This window comes from Psychromarinibacter halotolerans, from assembly GCF_029168315.1.
Lineage (GTDB): Bacteria > Pseudomonadota > Alphaproteobacteria > Rhodobacterales > Rhodobacteraceae > Psychromarinibacter > Psychromarinibacter halotolerans.
On sequence record NZ_JARGYD010000008.1, the window covers coordinates 168,293 to 189,969 of the forward strand.

Below are 21,677 nucleotides of genomic sequence, written 5' to 3' on the forward strand. Positions count from 1 at the left end.
GAAGCCCCGGCGTTAGTCCGCCAGCGGCAGCGCGCTAAGGATCATCGTGCCGTGGCAGGCATCGGCGGGAAAGCTGAAGCCATCGTCGCGCGCCGCCGGGAAGGGGCGTGTCGGCGGCACCTGGCTTTCGACCAGCAGCGCGCCGCCAAGGCAAAGGTCCTGCGCCGCGTTGCCGATGTTGAAGCCGAAGCCGTCGGGGCCGCAGTCGGTGCCGATGCCGTTCATATTCCACGCCTGCGGCATCGGCGCACCCGGGCCGAACACCACGAACTGTTCCAGCACCGGGTCGAAGGTCATCGTCCAGGTCGTCGTTTCGGTCAGCATTCCCAGCGCCCAGCGCCCGATCGGCGCGCCGTCGTGGGTGCCCTCGACCACGAAGCAGTCGACGTCCTCTTCGGTCACGATCTGTTCGCCCAGCAGCGCGGCGTCGAACGACAGTGCGCCGCGCATTGCATAGCCGCCGCCGCCGGGCCATTCGAAGCTGTAGGTCACGGTTTGCGCGCCCGCCGCCGGGGCGAGGCCAAGCGCCAGGGTCGCGGCGGCGCAGGTGATGCGGAACTGCTGCGTCATCGGGTCATCCGTCGGTTTCGGTCGCTCAGAACCATAGGCCCCGCGCCCCGCCGCGCAACCCGCGTCACGGCGGAAATCACGGTTCCTTCCCCGTCGGTTGCAAGCTACGGTCGCGCCGCGACCCCGTGCGGAGATTTCCATGACCGAAGAGCATCGTTTCCCCTGTGACCAATGTGGCGCCGACCTGCGCTTTGATCCGGTGGCGGGGAACCTGAAGTGCGATCATTGCGGCAACGAGCAGCCGCTGGAGGAGCACTACACCGGTCCCGCGATCCGCGAGCTGGATTTCCGCGCCGCGCTGGACAAGCAACTGCCGGATGCCGAGATCGAAGAGACCCGGGTGCTGCAGTGCCCGAACTGCGGCGCACAGGTCGAGTTCGACGACACCGTGCATTCCAAGGAATGCCCGTTCTGCGCCACCCCGGTCGTCACCGACACCGGCACGCACCGGCACATCAAGCCGCGCGGCCTGCTGCCCTTCGCGCTGGAGGAAGGCGCGGCGCGCAAGGCGATGACCGACTGGCTGGGCCGGTTGTGGTTCGCGCCGAACGGGGTGCAGGAATACGCCCGCAAGGGACGCAAGATGCAGGGCGTCTACGTGCCCTACTGGACCTTCGACGCCGACACCACGTCAGCCTATCGGGGCGAGCGGGGCACCGTCTATTACGTCACCCGCACCGTCACCCGGAACGGCAAGACCCAGCAGGTGCGCGAGCCGCGCGTGCGCTGGTCTCCGAAATCCGGCCGCGTGGCGCGGTTCTTCGACGACGTGCTGGTGCTGGCCTCGAAGTCGCTGCCCAAGCGGTACACCGACGGGCTGGAGCCGTGGGACCTGAGCGCGCTGGTGCCCTACAGCCCCGAGTATCTTGCCGGGTTCCGGGCCGAGGGCTATCAGGTCGAACTGGACGAGGGGTTCCACGAGGCGCGCGCGCGGATGGACCGCCAGATCGAGCGCGACGTGCGCTTCGACATCGGCGGCGACCGGCAGCGAATCCACGGGATCGACACCGACATCCGCGACATCACCTTCAAGCACATCCTGCTGCCGGTCTGGCTTGCGGCCTACAAGTACCGGGGCAAGACCTATCGCTTCGTGGTCAACGGGCGCACCGGGCGGGTGCAGGGCGAACGGCCCTGGTCCGCCTGGAAAATCGCCATCGCGGTGGTGCTTGGCCTGATCGTGGCCGGGGTGTTGGGCTACTTCGTGGCGCAGAACCAGTAACGGGCCGCCAAGCTGGCACCTTCTGGCGCTTTGGGATAGGAGCGCAGGACATCCCGCGCCCGAGGCCCTTCGGACGCCTGCAGCCGGACCGAACACCTTGCGTGGCGACGACACCCGATCCCATCCCCTGACGGACGCGCTGACCGGCGCGGTCATGGCCTGCCTGACGCTGGCGGTGATCGGCGTGGAATGGGGCGGATCGGCGCTGGCGGGCACCATCGCGGTGCTGCTGGCGGGCGCGGCGCTTGCGCTGAACGTGGCGCGGGTCGGGCGCACCGGGAAGATCTTCGTGGGCGTGGGCCTTGCCCTGACCGCCGCCGCCGCCGCGGTGCATGGGGACTGGCGGTCCGAAATCGCCGAGGGGCTGGCGAAAGCCGCGTTCATCGGCGCCTTCTTTACCGCGTTGACCACCCTGCGCCACGCGGCGGACACCTCTGCGTCGATCGCCCGCTGCGGCCGGTTTCTCGCAGAGCAGCCGCCGGGCCGCCGTTACCTTGCGCTGACCGCCGGGGGGCACCTGTTCGCGCTGCCGCTGAGCTATGGCGGCATCGCCCTGCTGGGCGGGCTGTCGCTGGCCAGTGCCGGAAAAGAGCCGAACGAAGAGATCCGCCTGCACCGGATCCGGCGGATGCTTCTGGCGATTCAGCGCGGCTTCATCTCGTCCTTGCCGTGGTCGCCGCTGTCCTTCGCGGTTGCAATCTCGACATCGCTGGTGCCGGGGGCAAGCTGGGGCAACTCGGTGCTGCCCTGCGCGATCAGCGGCCTGATCCTTCTTGGTCTGGGCTGGGCGCTGGACACGATCTTCAAGCCGCGCCTGTCGACCGCGCTGCCGCCGCGCAAACCGTCGACCGACAACTGGTCGGCGATGCGCCCGCTGATCGTGCTGCTGACGATCCTGGTCCTGTCGGTGGGCTCGCTGGCGCTGGCGACCGGCATTCGCGCGGTGGGCGTGGTGATGCTGGTGGTGCCGCTGCTGTCGGCGGGATGGATCCTGATCCAGTCGCAGGGCAACCGCGTCGCCGAACTGGCGCGCCGCACCGGGCTGTACCTGTCGGGCGACCTGTCCCGCTATCGCGGCGAGATCGTCCTGCTGATGATGGCGGGATTCATCGGAACCGTGGGCAGCCGCCTGCTGGCCCCGGTGATGGAGTCGTCGGGACTGGACCTGACGGTGGTGCCGTCGTGGGTGATCCTGCTGGCCTTCGTCTGGGGCATTCCGCTGACCGGACAGATCGGCATGAACCCGATCCTTGCCGTGTCGCTGGTGGCGCCGGTGCTGCCCGCCCCCGAGGCGCTGGGCCTGACCGCGCCCGAGTTGATCGTCGCGATCACCGCGGGCTGGGCGATCTCGGGCGCCAGTTCGCCTTACACGGCCACGACCCTGCTGATCGGCGCCTTCGGCGATGTCAGCCCGCGGCACGTGGGACTTGTGTGGAACGGGCTCTATATTGCGCTGGCAGGCGTGATCCTGTCGGCGTGGTCGCTGATCTTCGCCGCACTCTGGTAGCGGGCCACCCCGCGACGATTGCGGCCCGGCGCAAGCCCGGCTAGACCGTCAGAACCCCAAGACCGCCGGCGCCGACCGGCGCCAGAGACTGGAGCGACCAAGATGATCCTCTGTTGCGGCGAAGCCCTGATCGACATGCTGCCACGGACCTCCGAACAGGGAGAAGAGGCGTTCGCGCCCTACCCCGGCGGTGCCGTGTTCAACACCGCCATCGCGCTGGGACGGCTAGGCGCGCCCGCCAGCTTTTACTGCGGTGTCAGCAAGGACATGTTCGGCGAGATGTTGCAGAACGCGTTGTCCGAAAGCCGGGTCGACACCGGCTATCTGCCGTCGGTGGACCGCCCCTGCACGCTGGCCTTCGTGCGGCTGGTCGACGGGCAGGCAACCTATGCCTTCTACGACGAGGGTACCGCGATGCGGATGATGACGCCGGACGACCTGCCCGAGGTGGGGGACGACATCAACGCGCTGTTCTTCGGCGGCATCAGCCTTGTCAGCGAGCCCTGCGGCAGCGCGTTCGAGGCGCTTGCCACCCGCGAGGCCGAGGATCGCGTGATCATGATCGACCCGAACATCCGCACCGGGTTCATCACCGACGAGGCCGCCTATCGCGACCGGGTTCAGCGGATGATGGCGCTGTCGGACATCGTGAAGGTATCGGACGAGGATCTGGAGTGGATCATGGGCGACGGCGACACCGGCGCGCTGGCCCGCAAGGTGCTGGAGATGGGGCCGAAGGTGGTCTGCATCACCGAAGGGGCGAAGGGCGCGCTGGGTGTCACCGCGTCTGGCGAGGTTCGCGTGTCCGCCCCGAAGGTCGAGGTGGGCGATACCGTCGGCGCGGGCGACACGTTCAACGCGGGCGTTCTTGCGGCGTTGTCGAAGGCCGGGGTGCTGACCAAGGCGGCGCTGGCCGATCTTGACGACCGGGTGCTGACGGACGCGCTGACGCTGGGCGTGAAAGCCGCCGCCGTCACCGTCAGCCGCGCGGGGGCGAACCCGCCGTGGGAAAACGAGCTGTAACATGCGGGCGCTGATCCAACGGGTGACCGACGCCGCCGTGCGCGTCGAGGGAGCGGTGATCGGGGAGATCGGGCCGGGCCTGCTGATCCTGATCTGCGCCATGCAGGGCGACACCGAGGCGCAGGCCGACAAGCTGGCCGCCAAGATCGCCAAGCTGCGCATCTTCGAGGATGACGCGGGCAAGATGAACCGCTCGGTTCTGGACGTTGGCGGGTCGGCGCTGGTGGTCAGCCAGTTCACGCTGGCCGCCGACACCTCGCGCGGGAACCGGCCCGGCTTTTCCACCGCCGCCGCCCCGGCGGACGGTCAGCGGCTGTACGAGTATTTCGCGGCGCAGGTGCAGGCGCAGGGCGTGCCGGTGGCGACGGGCCGCTTCGGCGCCGACATGAAGGTCAGTCTGGTCAACGACGGCCCGATCACGATCTGGATGGACACCGACGCCTGAAGCCACGGGATTTTCTGCAAAATCGCGTGCGGCATGCTTTGCCAGAGAAGTTTGTCCGGCACGCCTTAAGCGATCAGTCCGTCACGCCGCAGGCCGCCAGTTCCTCGGCGGTCAGGAACCCGCGCAATTCGCGCGCCATCGGTTCCAGCGCCGGGCCATAGCGCCGCCAGCGTTCCACCGCGCGGCGGTAGATCGGCTCGCGCACCTGACTGACCGAGGCGGTGTTCACCTGCCGCAGCGACGACTTGTAGTCCAGCACGTCCGGCGTCCAGTCCAGCCCGACGAAGTCCAGCACCTCGCGCATCTGGCCCTCGGGGTCGGCGGTCACGTCCTCGTAATGCCCCTCGCGCACGCGGTCAGGCAAGGCGCTGGCCCAGTGTGTCGCCGCCTTGTCGAACGACGCGTAGACCGACGCCAGATGCGCGAAATCGGTCGAGAACGGCTGGTTTCGGCCAAAGTGCTGCATGTAGTTCGACAGCAGGTTGTCCAGCGGATGCCGGCGCATCACCAGAAACTTGGCGCGCGGCAGCGCAAGGGCCAGCAGCCCGATATACTGATAGTTGGCGGGCATCTTGTCGGTGTGGAACTCGGACGTGATGCCTTCCTGATGCACCGATGCGGCGTAATCCTCGCCCAGCCGGCTGAAATCGTCGGCGGTGATCTCGGCGTCGGGCAGCTTTTCCTCAAGCGCGTCGCGCAGGCGACGGTTGCGGGCCAGTGACATCACGGCAGCCCGCAGTTCGCCGCCGGCCTGCACCTTCGGATGGCGCGAGAACATCTGATCCATCAGCGTCGTGCCCGACCGGGGCATGCCGCATATAAAGATCGGCGCGGTTTCCGACAGGCCGCCACCGGCGCAGCGGGTCATCAGGTCGGGAGAGCAGAATTCAAGGACCCGGTCGGCCCGCTCTGCCGCAGCGACCGGATCGAAGGGGTGGATTTCCTTGTTGATGTCGTTCGCCTTGCGGAAGTGGGCAAAGGCCGTGGCATAGTCGCCGAGGTCGTCGAACGCCTTGCCGGCGGCGAAATGCACCGTCGCCTTCTGTTCCGTGGTCAGCTTGTCTTCCTGCCGCAGCGCGCTGGCCAGCAGCGCCTGCTCGGGCGAGTCTGCGGTGGTCTTGCGCAGGTGGATCAGCCGCGACAGCGCCGCCAGCGGCATCACCGGGCCGCGCGCCACCTTCAGCAGAACCTCGGCGGCCTCTTCCATCTTGCCAGACGACGCCAGCGCGTTGCCAAGGTGCAGCGCCGCCTCGGGGGCGTTCGGCGCCAGTTCCAACGCGCGGCGGGCGTGGTGCTCGGCGCTTTCGTAGCGTTCGCGCCGCAGCAGCGCCCCCGCCAGCGAGATATGCGCCCCGACCGCTTGCGGGTTGATCGCAAGCGCGCGGAACAGCACGTCAATCGCCTTGTCGTACTGGTGCGTCCGCATGAAGGCGGTGGCGAGGTTGGTGTGCGCGTCGATCAGCGAGCTGTCCAAAGCGATGGCGCGTTCAAGATGGCGGATCGCAGGCTGAAACTTTTCCTGAAGCACCAGCGCGGCTCCAAGGTTCGACCGGGCGATGGCATAGTCCGGCGCCACCTCGACGGCGGTCTCGAAATATTCGGTCGCCTTGTCCAGTTCGCCGTTCTCGGCAAGGTGGCTGGCAAGGTCGCACAGCTGCAGCGGATCCTCGGGCGCCATGGCAAGCGCCGCTTCCATGATGGCGCGCCCCTCGTCCTTGCGGCCCATCAGGATCAGGTTCATACCCTTGTAGTGTTGCAGCCGGATGTTGCCCGGATGCTCTTGCAACAGGTCGTCCAGCAGGACCATCGCCGCGTCGTGGCGGCCAGCGGCCTGATGCTGCTTGATCCGGCGGAAGGTCTCGTTGGCGCGCGCCTCCGGCGTCTCGGACGGCTGTTTCGCATCGGCCAGGTTGGAGAAATCGGTCATGCTGAACGGCGCCTTCAAGTCGGAATTACAGCCGTAACCGTACCCGCGCACCGGTCGGTGTCAATCGACCGGCGCGGGGCAATGACTTACCTGGCTCGGTGTCCCGTTACGGCATCTGGTAGCCGGGGGTCGAGCGCGAGATTTCCTGCTCTGCCTCGGACATTTCGGAGGGGATGTCTTCGAACAGCGGGGTCGAAAGATACCGCTCGCCCGTGTCCGGCAGCATGGCCAAGATGACCGAACCCGGCGCGGCATCCTGTGCCACCTTCATCGCCACGGCGAAGGTCGACCCGCCGGACACGCCGGTCAGGATGCCTTCCTGCGCCGCCAGCTTGCGGGCCCACTCGATCCCTTCGGTCCCCGCGACCGGCAGAAGCTGGTCGTAGTTCCCGGCATCCAGCGTTTCCTGAAGAACCAGCGGAATGAAATCCGGGGTCCAGCCCTGAATCGGGTGCGGCTCGAACGCGCCGTGGCTGGCGGCGGGCTGGCCGCTGTCGGTGCGGTCCTGCGCGATGCCAGAGGCGACCAGCTGCGCATTCGCGGGTTCCGACAGGACGATCTTCGTCTCGGGCCGCTCGCGCCGCAGCACGCGGGACACGCCCGTCACCGTACCGCCGGTGCCGTAGCCGGTGACGAAGTAATCCAGCCGACGGCCTTCGAAGTCCGCGATGATCTCGCGGCCCGTGGTCGCCTCGTGGATGTCGGCGTTGGCCACGGTCTCGAACTGGCTGGCAAGGAACCAGCCGTTCGCTTCGGCCAGTTCGACCGCCTTGCGGTACATGCCAAAGCCCTTCTCGGCCTTGGGCGTCAGGATGACCTTCGCGCCCAGCATCCGCATCAGCCGCCGCCGTTCGACCGAAAAGCTTTCGGCCATCGTGATGACCAGCGGATAACCCTTCGCGGCACAGACCATCGCCAGCCCGATGCCGGTGTTGCCCGACGTCGCCTCGACCACGGTCTGCCCGGGTTTCAGCGCGCCCGACGTTTCGGCGGCCTCGATGATGCCCAGCGCCAGCCGATCCTTCACCGACGCTGCGGGGTTGAAGAATTCGGCCTTCACGTACAGCTCGACCCCTTCCGGGGCGAGCGAGTTGATGCGTACGACGGGCGTGTTGCCGACGGTCTGGACAATGTCGTCGTAGACGCGGCCGCGGCCTTCGGTGGTAAAGCGGGTGGTTCCGGCCATGACGGGCCTCCTGTCAAAACGGGTGCATGACAGGTAACACCTCTGGCCGCCGGTTGGACCCTGCCGGAGAAAAGAGGTCTAGTTGTCCGCCCGGGGTGCGTTTCGCGGGCTGTCCTGTTCCTCGGGTCCGTTGTCGGCCAGAACAAGCGTCATCACGTTCTCGCCCTTGGTCAGAACAACCGCATCGGTGAACGGGTCGAAGGACACGAGGATTTCGCCGCTCAGAAGCGACTGGATCGCGCCTTCCTGCGCATTGATCGCCTCGCCCTCGCAGAACATCCGGGTCAGCGCCATGGGCCGCTCGATCAGCAGCTTGTCGTCCTCGAACCGACCGCTGCCCTGAAATCCGTTGCAGCCGGTGTTACCCACGATCTCTCCGGCGACGGTGAAACCGATCTGCGCGTCGCCCGCGGCGGGAAGCCCGTTGACGGACTGGATGCGCCACTCGGCGGCGCCAGCGGGAAGCGCGATAGCGGCGAACAGGGCGGTCAGGCGTTTCAGGTTGCGTTTCACGGGCGGGCCCCTTCGGTCGATGGCATCAGGGCCGGCGCGACACCCGCGACCGGCCCTGACAGATATAGGCATCACCTTGTGCCGACGTTAGTGCCCCGGCGCACGTTCCGCCGCGTCGGCGACCCTTCGCGCGGTTTCCCGCGAACGTCGCGGTCAGGCCACCTGCGCCGAGGCGGCGGGAACCTGCGCCATGATCACTTCCAGCGGGTCATGCTCGGCCACGAAATGACCGGGCGCGACCTCTGTCAATTCGGGCACGTAATCCACCTGCCCCGCCGACAGACGGCTGGGCAGAAACCGCAGCGCCGCCCTTGGGTCCAACGGCGAGGGCAGTTCCCCCGGAAGCCGGATCCGTTCGCGTGTGCGTTCGACCTGCGGGTCGGGGATCGGCACCGCCGAGATCAGCGAGCGGGTATAGGGGTGCAGCGGCTGGCCGCAGATCGTCTCGCCGTCGCCCAGTTCGACGATCCGGCCAAGGTACAGCACCATGATCCGGTTCGAGATCGCGCGGACCACCGACAGGTCATGGCTGATGAACAGCATCGACATGCCGAATTCGGCCTGCAACTCCTTCAGCAACTGCACGATCTGCGCCTGAATCGACACATCCAGCGCCGACACCGCCTCGTCACAGATGATAAGGCGGGGCTTGTTGATCATCGCCCGCGCGATGCCGACCCGCTGGTTCTGGCCGCCCGACAGTTCGTGCGGGTAGCGGTTGAACATCGTCCGGTCCAGCCCGACGCGGTCCATCATCGCCAGCACCTCTTCCTTGCGCTCGCGCGATGTCAGGTCGGGGCGGAAGGTCTTCAACGGCTCGGCGATAGAGGCCGAGATCGTCATGCGCGGATCAAGCGAGGCCAGCGGATCCTGAAACACGATCTGCAAGTCCTTGCGGGCGTCCAGCATCTGTTTGCGGTCAAGGTCGGTCAGATCGGTGCCCAGCCACGCGACGCGGCCATCGGTTGGCTCGATCAGGCGCAGCACGCCGCGCGCCAGCGTGGACTTGCCACAGCCGGATTCCCCGACGATGCCCAGCGTCTCGCCCTCGGCAAGGTCGAAGCTGACGCCGTTGACGGCCTTCAGCGGCACGGTGCGACCAAAGATGCCGCCCTCGACCCGGATCGGGAAATGCACCTTCATGTCGTCGACCGACAGGATGGGTTTGCCCTCTTTCACGCCCGGCGCGTCCCCGGCGTCGATGCGGGGCATCGCGTCCAGCAGGCGGCGGGTGTAGTCGTGGGTCGGGTTCGCGAAGATGTCGCCCACGTCGCCCTCTTCCACGAAGGCGCCCGTGCGCATCACGTCGATCCGGTCGCACATCCGCGCCACCACGCCCATGTCGTGGGTGATCAGGGCGATGGCGGTGCCGTGGTCCTTCTGAAGCGCCGCGATCAAATCCAGCACCTCGGCCTGAACGGTCACGTCCAGCGCGGTGGTGGGTTCGTCCGCGATCAGCAGCTTGGGGTCGCACAGCATCGCCTGCGCGATCATCACGCGTTGGCGCATCCCGCCCGACAGTTCGTGCGGGTACTGCTTCAACCGGCGCGCGGCCTCGGGGATGCGCACGCGGTCCAGCCAGTCAAGGCAGTGCCGCCGCGCCGCCGCGCCCGACATGCCCTTGTGAACCTTCAGAACCTCGGCCATCTGCTCGCCCACCCGCAGGTGCGGCGTCAGCGCGGTCAGCGGGTCTTGGAAGATCATGCCCACGTCGGCGCCACGCACCTTGTTCAGACGCGCGGGCGGGAGGTTCAGGATCTCGTTCCCTTCCAGCTTCACCGACCCGGTGGCGCGGCCGTTCGGCGGCAGCAGACCCATCGCGGCCATGAAGCTTTGCGATTTGCCCGATCCGCTTTCGCCGACGATACCAAGGCATTCGCCTGCCTCGATGTGGAAGGACACGCCCTTTACCGCCTCGACCACGCCATCGGGCGTGTCGAAGCTGACGGTCAGGTTTTCGACGTTCAGTACCGACATATCAGCGATCCTTCGGGTCGAGCGCGTCACGCAGGCCATCGCCGATGAAGAACATCGTGATGATGATGGTGACGTAGAAGAACAAGGGGAACAGAAGCTGCCACAGGGTGCCATAGGCCATCGTGCCCGCCCCTTCCGCGATCAGCCGCCCCAGCGAGGTCATCGGTTCCGAGATGCCAAGGCCAAGGAACGAGATGAACGACTCGGCAAGGATCATCTCGGGCACCAGCAGCGAGGCATAGACGATCACCACGCCCATCAGGTTCGGCAGGATGTGACGGAAGATGATCTTGCCTTCGCTGACGCCACCGGCGCGGGCGGCCTCGATGAACTCGCGGGTCTTCAGGGTCAGCGTCTGTCCCCGGACGATGCGGCTCATGGTCAGCCAGGACACGGCGCCCAGCGCGATGAACAGCGTGGTGAACGACCGGCCCGCGATGACAAGGATCAGGATCAGCACCAGCGTCAGCGGGATCGCCAGCAGGATGTCGACGAAGCGCATCATCACGCTGTCGAGGCGGCCGCCGTAGAACCCGGCGATCACACCATAGGCGGTACCCACCAGCAGCGCCATCGCGGCGCCGATCAGCCCCACCAGCAGCGACGTGCGCGTCGCCTGGATCACGCGGCTGTACAGGTCGCGGCCAAGATCATCGAGACCGAAGTAATGCCCCGTCTCGACCGAGGGCATCCCCTGCCCCCTGATGTCGCCCATGCGGTTCCAGTCGATTTCCTCGTTCGACCACTGCGCGACCAGCGGCCCGAAGATCACGAACAGAACGATCAGTCCCAGCACGAAGACGGACGCCATCGCCGCCTTGTTGCGCAGGAAGCGGTCCATCGCGTCGCGCCACAGCGACCGGCCCCGGACGGCAGTGAAATCGGTGATGTCGGCCGCAAGTTCCTCGGCCCGTTCGGATTTGCCAAACACGCGCGTCTCCTCAGTACCGGATCTTGGGGTCGAACCACGCATAGGCGAGGTCGGTGGCAAGGTTCACCACGACGGTGAGGCCGCCGTACAGGATGGTGACCCCCAGAAGCACCGCGTAATCCCGCGTCAGCGCCGAACTGACATAGGATTGCCCCAGCCCCCCGGTCGAGAAATACAGGTCCACGAAGACCGAGCCGGTCAGCACGTAGACGAACACGGGGCCAAGGTAAGAAATCACCGGCAGAAGCGTGGGCTTCAGCGCGTGCCGCCAGATCACGGTGCGGGCGGGAAGGCCCTTGGCCCGGGCGGTGCGGATGAAGTTGGAGTTCAGGACCTCCAGCATCGACGACCGGGTGATCCGGGCGATGTTGCCCATGTAGCTGGTCGACAGCGCGATGACGGGCATGATCAGGTATTCCCACTGACCGCCGTTCCAGCCGCCGCCGGGCAGCAGTCCCAGCCACAGGGTGAAGGTCAGGATCAGGATCGGACCCATGATGAAGTTCGGAAGCGCCTGCGCGGCGATGCCCAGCGACACGGCGAAATAGTCGACCCAGCTGTTGTGGCGGATCGCGGCGGCGATACCCAGCGCGATGCCCACGACCGAGGCGACGACGAAGGCCAGCGACCCGTAGGTCAGCGAGATCGGGAAGCCCTGCGCGATGATGTCGTTCACGTCGCGGTCCTTGAACCGGAACGACGGGCCGAAGTCGAAATGCAGGACGATGTTGGTCAGATAGTCCCAAAGCTGCTTCCACAGCGGCTGATCAAGGCCATAGCGCGCCTCGATGTTGGCCAGCACCTCCGGCGGCAAAGGCCGTTCCGACGTGAACGGACCGCCCGGCGCGGTGTGCATCAGGAAGAAGGACGCGACGACCAGCAGCAATAGCGTGGGGATCGCGATCAGGAGACGGCGGATGATATAGGCGGTCATGTGGGTTTTCGTGTCACCGGCGCTTGCGGAAAGACCCCGTCCCGGCCCTGCGCCGGGACCTTGGCGCGGATGGCCCGTCGGGCGGCATCGGCACGTGGTCCCCGGTCAGGCCCGGTACGGATAAGCCATGCGACGCCCACGCGGGCGCCGCATCTTGGATCGCGACGTTACTCGGCGATCTTGTACAGGTTCTTGGAGTACCAGTTCTGTTCGACGTTGTTCACCGGCCAGTTCCCCACGTCGCTGTCCATCATGTAGACGCCAGCATAGTGGTAGATCGGGATCACCGGCATTTCGGCGGCCAGGATCTGTTCGGCTTCGGTGTAAAGCGGCGTGGTGTCGTCCGCCGTCTTCGCGTCTTCCAGAAGGCCGTCGTACGTCTCGTTGGCGTACTTGCCGTCGTTGTAGCCCGACGCGCTGTCGAGCAGGTCGAGGAAGGTGGATGCTTCGTTGTAGTCGCCGCACCATGCGCCACGGGCCAGTTCGAAGTTCTGGTTGCCCCGCTCTTCAAGGAACACCTTCCACTCCATGTTGGCCAGCGTCGCCTCGACGCCCAGCTTCTGCTTCCACATCTGGCTGAGGGCGACGGCCACTTTCTCGTGCGCTTCCGAGGTGTTGTAGATCATCTCGAAGGTCAGCGGATTGTCCGGGCCATAGCCAGCCTCGGCCAGCAGTTCCAGCGCCATGGCGTCACGGTCGGCCTGCGACATGCCGGCCATCTCGGTCGCCGGAGGCTCGAAGCCCGCAACGGCAGCCGGGGTGAACGTGTAGGCCTCGGGCTGACCGCCGGCCATGATGTTCTCGACGATGATCTTGCGGTCCACGGCCAGCGCCAGCGCCTTGCGCACGTTCACGTCCTTGAAGGCCTCGGGGCCGCTGTCGGACAGGTTGAACGTGTAATAGTAGTTGCACAGACGCGGGAAGCTGATCGCTTCTTCGGGGTATTCCTCGGACAGGCGCGGGAACTGACCAGCCGGGACTTCGGTGCGGTCAAGCTCGCCCGCCATGTAACGGGTCAGCGCGACGTTCTCGTCGTTGATGACCAGCGCCACGACCCTGTCGATGATCGTGTTCTCGTTGTCCCAGTACATCTCGTTGCGCTCGCGCACGGACCGTTCGTTCGGCAGGTGCTCGGTCAGCACATAGGCGCCGTTCGACACGATGTTCTCGGGCCGGGTCCAGTCGGCGCCGAATTCCTCGACGACGCTTTGCGGCGCCGGGAAGGTCGTCGCGTGCGTGGTCATGAACGGGAAGTACGGCAGCGGCGAGGTCAGGCGGACCTCAAGCGTGTGGTCGTCCACCGCGGTCACGCCCAGTTCTTCGGGGGCCATGTCGCCCGCAACGATCTCGGACGCGTTCTCAAGCGACATCAGTTCGATGAACCACTGGTAGGGCGAGGCAAGCGCCGGGTCGGCGGCACGGCGCCACGCAAAGACGAAATCGTTCGCGGTGACGGGATCGCCGTTCGACCACACCGCCTCGGGGCGCAGGGAGAACGTGTAGGTCAGCTTGTCGTCGCTGACTTCGTAGCCGGTGGCCACGCCGGGAACCAGTTCGCCATTCTCGTCCTGGTTCATCAGGCCTTCGAACAGGTCGCGCACGATTTCCGAGCCCGACACGTCTTCGACCACCTGCGGATCGACCGAGCTATGCTCGTCCAGAACGCGGTAGGTAAAGGTCTGGTCGGCGGCCAGCGGCTCGCCGGTTTCCGGATGCGTGTCCTGCGCCAGCGCGGCGCCGGCCAGAATCGAAGTAGACAGCAGCGCCGAGAGCGTTGCCCGGGTAACGATCTTCATGGAATTGGTCTCCCCTTGTTCGTGCCCGGTCCCTTGTTTCCGTCAGGGACCGCCGCACGGTTTTTGGATGGATCGATCTTAACGGAGTCGAACGCACCGGCAACCCGTGCCCAAGGGCGGACCACCCCCATCGGCGGCGTTCTGCAGGCGGCGGTGGCGGCCGCACGGTGCCGCAACGGAAGATCTGACGACAGGTCAATTATTAAGCAACTGCCTGAATTTACTCGCAATCCGCGAACACTCGCCGCCCGGCTGGAAACAACCATTCCGCGAATCGCGTTCGTTCAAAACGTCGCGTCATGACGCCGGGGACCTCGCGATAAATTGCCGTTCGGCGCCGCAAGACAGCGTGGCTGGCAATCCGCGCGGGGCCTGTTATCTGTCGCAAAAGCCCGCGAAAATCCCACCGGAGCCGCACATGGCGCATATCCTGATTCTGTCCAGCTGGGTCGCGCACGGCCATGTCGGCCTGTCCGCCGCGACGCCGGTGCTTCAGGCGCTGGGCCACCGGGTCACGCAACTGCCGACCGTGGTCCTGTCGAACCACGCGGCGTGGCCGCATGTGGCCGGCGCGCGGGTGCCGGTCGACCAGATCGCGGCAATGGCCGACGCGGCGCAGGCGAATGGCTGGCTGCGGGATGTGGACGCGGTTCTGACCGGTTATCTTCCGACAGCGGACCACGTCGCCCTGGCGGTACGCCTGCTGGACGACCTGCCCGACGCCCGCAAGGTCGTGGACCCGGTGCTGGGCGACGCGCCCAAGGGTCTGTACATCGCAGAGGATGCCGCGCGGGCGATCCGCGATGACCTTGTTCCCCGCGCCGACATCGTGACCCCCAACGCGTTCGAACTGTCGTGGCTGACGGGGCAGGACGTGGGCAGCGTGGCGCAGGCGCTGTCCGCCGCCCGCACGCTTGGCCCGCGCCTTGGCCCGCGCGTGCTTGTCACCTCTGCCCCGGCGGGCGACGGCCAGACCGGGGTGCTGGACAGCGGCGACGCGACCCTGTTCGCCACCCCGCACCGCGATGGGGTGCCGAACGGCGTGGGCGACGTGTTCTCGGCCCTCGTGGCGGCGGGGGTGCCGTTGCCGCAGGCGATGGGGCATTTGCAGGCGCTGATCGATGCCAGCCTTGGCGCCGACCACCTGCGCATCGCCGAGACGGCAGCGGACTGGACCGGCGCCGCCCCCCTGACCCATACTCATATAACCGGAACGGAGACCTAGGCGCATGGCGTTCGACTTCATCCTGATGCTGACCGAGAACGACCGCACCATCCCCGACGCCAAGCGACGGCTGGACGAGGCGCTGGAAGGCGGCGCGCGACATATCGGGTTCAAGGACGTGGGCCTGCCGCTGACCGAGTTGCAGGACCTTGCCGACCGCATCCGCGCGGCGGGCGGGCGCAGCTATCTTGAGGTGGTCAGCCTTGACGAGGACAGCGAACTGGCCTCCGCCCGCGCGGCGGTCGGGCTGGACGTGGATTGCCTGCTGGGCGGCACCCGGGCCGAGGCCGTGACGACCATCACCCGCGATCATCCGCTGCGGTATTATCCCTTCCCGGGCCGCATCGTCGGACACCCCAGCGTGCTGGAAGGACCCGCCAGCGCCATCGCGGACAGTGCCCGCGCGCTGGCGGAGCTGGAACATGTGCACGGGCTGGACCTGCTGGCCTACCGGTTCGACGGCGACGTCGCCGGGCTGATGGCGCAGGTCTGCGGCGGCATCGACAAGCCGGTGATCATGGCGGGCAGCATCGACAGCGCTGATCGCGTGTTCGCCGCCGCGCAGGCCGGGGCCGCAGGATTCACCGTCGGCACCGCCGCCCTGGCCGAGGCGTTCCCCGCCGAGGATCGCGGCTTTGTCGCGCAGGTTCGGGCGATCCTCGACATCACGCGGCGCGCCCGCGCCCGGTCCACCGCGCCAAGGCGGCTGGCGCTGGTGGCGCACGATACGCGCAAGTCGCACCTGAAGGCATGGGTACAGCGCCATGCCCGCGCCCTGTCCGGGCATCGGCTGGTCTGTACCGGCGGCACCGGGCGCATGGTGGCCGAGATCGCGCCCGAGCTGACCGTCCGCCGCCTGCAGCGCGGCGCGCGGGGCGGCGACCAGCAGCTTGGCGCGCTTGTGGCCACGGGAGAATTGGATGCAGTGATCTTCTTCGCCGACCCAACCATCGCCCACGGCGGCGACGCCGACCTTCAGGCGCTGACCCGGCTGGCGATGCTGCACGACACGCCGCTGGCCCTGTCGCCGGGGTCTGCCGACCTGCTGGCATCGGCCCTGCTGATGCAGGAAGACTAAGCCGGGCTGCGACCAATATTTGACGCTACGTCATACGATAGTCGACAGCCACGGCGTGCCGCCGGACGCGATCTGGATCGGTATGGTCGTAGGGGAAGCTTGCCGCCCTGCGTACGTGGGGCTGGAAAAAGATCGGCGCGGCCCCGTCGAAGCGGGTACCGCGCCTTTCGCACCTTTGTCTAGCAAGGTAACTCCAACGGCGAAAACATCAATACAGGAAATGCGTTCCGGGCCCCCGACCGCACGATTTTGCGGGTTATCACGGCGGATTTACCCCGGCACTTTCCTTTCGGCGCGCGATCAGTAGGCTGCGCGCGAACTCAGACAGGAGACTTCCCGGAAATGACCGATCTCAGGATCATGGTCGTGGGCGCCGGCGTGATCGGACGCACCCATATCGAAACGCTCGGCACGGCAAAGGGCGTGGCCCTGTCGGCCATCGTCGACACCGCCCCCGAAGCGAAGGCGCTGGCCGAAACGAAGGGCGTCCCGTTCTTCGAAGACGCCGAGGCCGCGCTTGCGGCCGGTGTGGCGGACGCCGTCGTCGTGGCGACCCCAAACGACAGCCACCTGCCGCTTGGCCTGCTGTTCCTGAAGGCCGGCCTGCCCGTCCTGATGGAGAAGCCCGTCGCCGGTACGCTGGCCGAGGGCGCGGAACTGGCGCAGGCGGTGAAGGACACCGGCGTGCCGGTGCTAGTCGGCCACCACCGCCGCCACAACCCGATAATCCAGACCGCGAAGGCCGCGATCGATCAGGGCGAGATCGGGGATCTGGTCACAGCCACCGTGATCAGCACCCTGACCAAGCCCGACCCCTACTTCGTCGCATGGCGCGTGAAGCCGGGCCACGGCGGCCCGCTGCTGATCAACGCCACGCACGAGATCGACCTGCTGCGGCATTTCTTCGGAGAGGTCGCCAGCGTCTCGGCCGTCACCTCGGACCTGCGGGGCGGTCGCCCGGTCGAGGACACCGCCGCCGCCATCCTGACCTTCGAACGCGGCGGCATCGCCACGATCACCCAGTCCGACGCGGGCGCCGGTCCGTGGTCGTGGGACGTCACGGCGGGCGAGAACCTTGCCCGCTTCCCGGCGCACGACACGATCTGCCACGCCTATTCCGGCACCAAGGCGGCGCTGTCGCTGCCCGACCTGTCGCTGTGGCGTCACCCGGGAATCCCCGACTGGACCACCGAGATGTCCCGCACCACGCTGCCGCACCCGGACGGCGACGCCTATATCGGGCAGCTGGAACATTTCGGCGCCGTCGCACGGGGCGAGATCGCCCCGATCAACAGCGCCGAGGACGGTCTGGGCACCATGCGCGTGGTCGAGGCGATCAAGCGGTCGGCCTCGACCGGTTGCGCCGTCGCGCTGTCCGAACTGGGCTGAAGCCGGCTGAACTGGGCTGAACTGGGCTGAACCGGGCCGGGGCCCGGCAAAACCCGGCGCTCGGGGCCCCCGCGCGCCTTTGCCCGGTTGATCAGAAGCCCGTCATCGTCTAGGCGAAAGCCAACGATTATCTCGGGGATCACCGGGCCGCGGCCCCGCCCATGAAGGGTGCGGCGCACGCAGGCCTCTGCTTTCAATCTGACAGGAAGGGCTCTTTCGACAATGGCCGACGCAAAGCAACCAGACATTGTGTATACCACGGTAGACGAAGCGCCGGAGCGTGCCAGCGCCTCGCTGCTGCCGATCATCCGGTTCTTCGCCGACGCGGCCGACGTCACCGTCGACACGCGCGACATCTCGCTGGCCGGCCGTATCATCGCAACGTTCCCGGACGTGCTGACCGACGACCAGAAGCAATCGGACGATCTTGCGTGGCTGGGCGAGTGGGTGAAAACCCCCGAGGCCAACGTGATCAAGCTGCCGAACATCTCGGCGTCCGAGCCGCAGCTGGTCGCCGCCGTGAAAGAGCTTCAGGCGCAAGGCTACGCCCTGCCCGACTATCCCTATGAACCCTCGACCGACGAGGAAAAGGCGGTCCGCGCCCGCTATGACGGCATCAAAGGCTCGGCGGTGAACCCGGTTCTGCGCGAAGGCAACTCCGACCGCCGTGCCGCCGCCGCCGTCAAGAACTACGCGATGGCCAACCCGCACCGCATGGGCGACTGGTCCAAGGACAGCAAGACGCGCGTCGCCTCCATGTCCGGCGGCGACTTCTTCTCGAACGAAGTGTCGGCCACGCTGGACGGCGCCGCGACCGCCAAGATCGTGCTGGAGACCGCCGATGGTGAAACGGTGCTGAAAGAGGGCGTCTCGTACCCCGCGGGCACCGTCGTCGACGCGACCTTCATGTCGGCCAAGGCGCTGGACGCCTTCCTTGCCGAAGAGATCGAGAAGACGAAGGCCGAGGGCGTTCTGTTCTCGCTGCACATGAAGGCCACGATGATGAAGGTCTCTGACCCGATCATCTTCGGCCACGCGGTGAAGGAATGGCTGAAGCCGGTGTTCGACACCTACGGCGACAAGATGAAGGAACTGGGCGTGAACCCCAACGGCGGCCTCGGCGCGCTGCTGGACCGCGTCAAGGACGAGCCCGAGATCATGGCCGCCATCGAAGACTGCCGTGCCGCGCGTCCGCCGATGTACATGGTGAACTCGGACAAGGGCATCACCAACCTGCACGTCCCCTCGGACGTCATCATCGACGCCTCGATGCCCGCGCTGATCCGCGCTGGCGGCAAGGGCTGGGGCCCGGACAACAAGGAACACGACGCGGTCTGCGTGATCCCGGACAACAGCTATGCGCCGGTCTACGACGAGTCGATCGAGTTCTTCAAAGCCAACGGCAAGCTGAACCCCGCCACCGCCGGCACCGTTCAGAACATCGGCCTGATGGCGCAGAAGGCCGAGGAATACGGCAGCCACCCGACCACCTTCGAGATCCCGGAAGACGGCACCGTGAAGATGGTGCTGGATGACGGCACCGTGCTGCATTCGCACAAGGTCGAAGCCGGTGACATCTGGCGCTCTGCCTCGGCCCGCAAGGCACCGATCGAGGACTGGGTGAACCTTGCCATCGACCGCCAGAAAGCGACCGGCTACCGCTCGATCTTCTGGCTGGACGAGACCCGCGCCCACGATGCGCAGCTGATCGCGATGGTGAAGCCGATCCTCGAAGCCAAGGGCGTCGCCGACAAGTTCGAGATCATGGCCCCCCGCGAAGCCACCCGCGCCTCGCTGGAGACGATCACGAAGGGCGAGTCGACCATCGCCATCACCGGCAACGTGCTGCGCGACTACCTGACCGACCTGTTCCCGATCCTCGAACTGGCCACCTCGGCCAAGATGCTGTCGATCGTGAAGCTGATGCAGGGCGGTGGCCTGTTCGAAACCGGCGCCGGCGGCTCGGCCCCGAAACACGTTCAGCAGCTGGACGAGGAAAACCACCTGCGCTGGGACAGCCTTGGCGAGTTCTGTGCACTCGGCGAAAGCTTCAAGTTCCTCGCCGACGCCAAGGACAATGCCAAGGCGCGCGTTCTGGGCAACGCGGTGGACGCGGCGACGCAGGGCATCCTTGACCACGACCGGTCGCCGTCGCGCAAGGTCGGCGAGCCCGACAACCGCGACAGCCACTACTGGTTCGCCCGCTACTGGGCCGAGGCGCTGGCCGCCCAGTCCGACGACGCCGAGCTGGCCGAGAAATTCGCGCCGGTCGCCAAGGCGCTGGCCGACGGCGAAGCCGCGATCACCGGCGAGTTGGCGGCGGCACAGGGCAAGCCGGTCGACACCGGCGGCTATTACCACCCGGATGCGGACAAGATGTCCTCGGTGATGCGCCCCTCGGCCACGCTGAACGCCATCTTCGGCTGATAAAGACGCTCCCCCGGCGCCACTGGTGCCGGGGGACACACCCGCACCGGGCGCCACGGCGCCGGCGGTTCCCCACCGATAAATTCCCCTGCGTCACTTTTGACTTTGCGCCGCGCGACTTCCGCGCGACCGTGGACCGCATAGGCGCGCGTTTCACGGGACAAGGGGGACACCACCATGACCACGCTTCGCACCATGACCGGCCTTGCGGTCGCATCCGTCACGCTTGTCGGCTGCATCGACATGGAAGACGACACGCCCAGCGGCCCGGACCGCCCGGCGGAACTTGCGCTGTTCGGGACCGGCTATCCTAACCCGGGCGACCCGTGCCTGCGCGCGGGCGAAAGCGCCTTCACCGCCACCTATCTTGACGATGCGGCCGACCTCGTGGCCTGCCCGCCCGGCACCGATCCGGGGCTGTTCGCCTACACCACCGGCGGGCGCGAGGTGGCGCGGCTGGACGGATGGATCGTGTTCTCGATCCCGCGCCGCTAGACCTGACCCGCCCGGCGCAGTGACCCGTGCGCCAGCGTCAGCTTCTCGCGCACCCCCTCGCCCAGCACGAACGGATACAGGTCCGGCAGGTCCAGCGCGCGGTTGACGTGGTTCACCCGCATCGCGAAATCCGCCGCGCGGTGGATCAACTCCTTGGTCGACGGCTCGGCATAGGGGTCCTGCCCGTCCAGCAGACCGACGGCGCAACCGCTGTCCGCCAGATCCGTCAGGTGCAGCAGGTGCGCCACCGTCTCGGCCCAGTCCTCGTGCGGGTGGGCCGTGGCGTAGCTGGTGATGAAGTCCGGGCCAGCCTGCCCCGGATTCTCGTAATGGGACTGAAGCGCGGCGCCATAGTCCTGCGTCTCGTCCCCGAACAGGGCGCGGAAGTCCTGCAGGAACTGCGGGTCCTCGGCCAGCCGGACGAACAGGAAATGCGCCAGCTCGTGCCGCATGTGGCCGATCATCGTGCGATAGCGTTCCGACATATCCTCGCGCCGCGCCTCGCGCACGGCGCGGCTTGCCTCGGCCACGTTGATCGTGATCACACCGTTGGCGTGGCCCATCGTGATCTGCGCGGGGCCGTCGGACGTCTGCTCGGCCACCAGATCGAACACCGGCTTGCCGCCGCCGTCGGCAAAGCCGAACCAGCCCCACCGGTGCAGCCCCGCCAGCACCCAGCGTTTCGCGGCCTCGGTCGCGGCAAGGTCGCGCAGGTTGTCCTCCAGCGCGAGGTCCGGCACCGTCCGCGTCATCGCGCAGGACCGGCAATAGCCGTCACCGGACGGGTCGGCGGCCCAGTTGCAGCCGATCTGCGCACGCCAGTTGCAATCCGCCGCCGGCACCATGCGCTGGCTGTCGGGGTCGAAATGAAGCGTATGGCCCTGCGGGCAGACGAGGTTGTCGAACCAGACCTGCGCGTTGCACTCGGGGCAGTGGAAGACCTGCATGGAACCGTCCTGTATCGGGGGTCGCGCTCGGGGCGCGCCCGGGGCAATCTAGGGCGGCGGATGCGCCGAGGCGAGGTTTTTGCGC

At 67.1% G+C, this 21,677-nt stretch carries 18 protein-coding genes; 9 read left to right on the forward strand and 9 right to left on the reverse strand.

Features of this window, described 5'->3' with window-relative positions; genetic code table 11:
* Positions 1-12: 12 nt before the first annotated feature.
* A complete protein-coding gene (locus P1K30_RS18740) occupies positions 13-570 on the reverse strand; it encodes a hypothetical protein (RefSeq protein ID WP_275634298.1) in 558 nt (185 codons plus the stop codon).
* Between the two features lie 139 nt (positions 571-709).
* Between P1K30_RS18740 and P1K30_RS18745 the strand changes: the two genes are divergently transcribed.
* From P1K30_RS18745 to dtd, 4 genes are all read left to right on the forward strand, one after another.
* Entirely contained in the window at positions 710-1,792 is a 1,083-nt protein-coding gene (locus P1K30_RS18745) for a TFIIB-type zinc ribbon-containing protein (protein WP_275634299.1), read from the forward strand.
* Positions 1,793-1,889: 97 nt separating this feature from the next.
* On the forward strand, positions 1,890-3,299 hold the full coding sequence (locus P1K30_RS18750) for a hypothetical protein (RefSeq protein WP_275634300.1): 1,410 nt from the start codon (positions 1,890-1,892) through the stop codon (positions 3,297-3,299).
* A gap of 102 nt (positions 3,300-3,401) precedes the next feature.
* On the forward strand, positions 3,402-4,322 hold the full coding sequence (locus P1K30_RS18755; protein WP_275634301.1) for a carbohydrate kinase family protein: 921 nt from the start codon (positions 3,402-3,404) through the stop codon (positions 4,320-4,322).
* A gap of 1 nt (position 4,323) precedes the next feature.
* Positions 4,324-4,767, forward strand: coding sequence for a D-aminoacyl-tRNA deacylase (dtd, locus tag P1K30_RS18760; protein ID WP_275634302.1), 444 nt, complete (start codon positions 4,324-4,326; stop codon positions 4,765-4,767).
* Between the two features lie 73 nt (positions 4,768-4,840).
* Here dtd and P1K30_RS18765 read toward each other — a convergent pair whose 3' ends face one another.
* The 7 genes from P1K30_RS18765 to P1K30_RS18795 form a co-directional block, all read right to left on the reverse strand.
* Complete coding sequence (locus P1K30_RS18765; protein WP_275634303.1) at positions 4,841-6,694, reverse strand: tetratricopeptide repeat-containing sulfotransferase family protein; 1,854 nt, start codon at positions 6,692-6,694, stop codon at positions 4,841-4,843.
* Positions 6,695-6,800: 106 nt separating this feature from the next.
* Positions 6,801-7,880, reverse strand: a complete 1,080-nt coding sequence (gene cysK / locus P1K30_RS18770; protein ID WP_275634304.1) for a cysteine synthase A — start codon at positions 7,878-7,880, stop codon at positions 6,801-6,803.
* A 78-nt stretch (positions 7,881-7,958) separates the two neighbouring features.
* A complete protein-coding gene (locus tag P1K30_RS18775) occupies positions 7,959-8,393 on the reverse strand; it encodes an META domain-containing protein (protein ID WP_275634305.1) in 435 nt (144 codons plus the stop codon).
* Between the two features lie 153 nt (positions 8,394-8,546).
* Positions 8,547-10,370 carry an ABC transporter ATP-binding protein gene (locus tag P1K30_RS18780; protein ID WP_275634306.1) on the reverse strand — a complete coding sequence of 608 codons (1,824 nt, stop codon included), beginning with the start codon at positions 10,368-10,370 and terminating at the stop codon, positions 8,547-8,549.
* Position 10,371: 1 nt separating this feature from the next.
* Positions 10,372-11,301 carry an ABC transporter permease subunit gene (locus P1K30_RS18785; RefSeq protein ID WP_275634307.1) on the reverse strand — a complete coding sequence of 310 codons (930 nt, stop codon included), beginning with the start codon at positions 11,299-11,301 and terminating at the stop codon, positions 10,372-10,374.
* Between the two features lie 10 nt (positions 11,302-11,311).
* On the reverse strand, positions 11,312-12,235 hold the full coding sequence (gene oppB / locus P1K30_RS18790) for an oligopeptide ABC transporter permease OppB (protein ID WP_275634308.1): 924 nt from the start codon (positions 12,233-12,235) through the stop codon (positions 11,312-11,314).
* A gap of 167 nt (positions 12,236-12,402) precedes the next feature.
* Positions 12,403-14,031: a peptide ABC transporter substrate-binding protein gene (locus P1K30_RS18795; protein WP_275634309.1), complete on the reverse strand. Its 1,629-nt coding sequence runs from the start codon at positions 14,029-14,031 to the stop codon at positions 12,403-12,405.
* 418 nt (positions 14,032-14,449) lie between these two features.
* Between P1K30_RS18795 and P1K30_RS18800 the strand changes: the two genes are divergently transcribed.
* From P1K30_RS18800 to P1K30_RS18820, 5 genes are all read left to right on the forward strand, one after another.
* On the forward strand, positions 14,450-15,256 hold the full coding sequence (locus P1K30_RS18800) for a PfkB family carbohydrate kinase (protein ID WP_275634310.1): 807 nt from the start codon (positions 14,450-14,452) through the stop codon (positions 15,254-15,256).
* Positions 15,257-15,260: 4 nt separating this feature from the next.
* Complete coding sequence (locus P1K30_RS18805) at positions 15,261-16,334, forward strand: methylglyoxal synthase (protein ID WP_275634311.1); 1,074 nt, start codon at positions 15,261-15,263, stop codon at positions 16,332-16,334.
* 342 nt (positions 16,335-16,676) lie between these two features.
* A complete protein-coding gene (locus tag P1K30_RS18810; protein ID WP_275634312.1) occupies positions 16,677-17,723 on the forward strand; it encodes a Gfo/Idh/MocA family protein in 1,047 nt (348 codons plus the stop codon).
* 222 nt (positions 17,724-17,945) lie between these two features.
* Positions 17,946-20,150, forward strand: coding sequence for an NADP-dependent isocitrate dehydrogenase (locus P1K30_RS18815; protein ID WP_275634313.1), 2,205 nt, complete (start codon positions 17,946-17,948; stop codon positions 20,148-20,150).
* A 177-nt stretch (positions 20,151-20,327) separates the two neighbouring features.
* Entirely contained in the window at positions 20,328-20,645 is a 318-nt protein-coding gene (locus P1K30_RS18820) for a hypothetical protein (protein ID WP_275634314.1), read from the forward strand.
* Here the strand turns inward: P1K30_RS18820 and P1K30_RS18825 are convergent.
* Positions 20,642-21,592 carry a zinc-binding metallopeptidase family protein gene (locus P1K30_RS18825; protein ID WP_275634315.1) on the reverse strand — a complete coding sequence of 317 codons (951 nt, stop codon included), beginning with the start codon at positions 21,590-21,592 and terminating at the stop codon, positions 20,642-20,644. The genes P1K30_RS18820 and P1K30_RS18825 overlap by 4 nt on opposite strands.
* Positions 21,593-21,677: the final 85 nt, after the last annotated feature.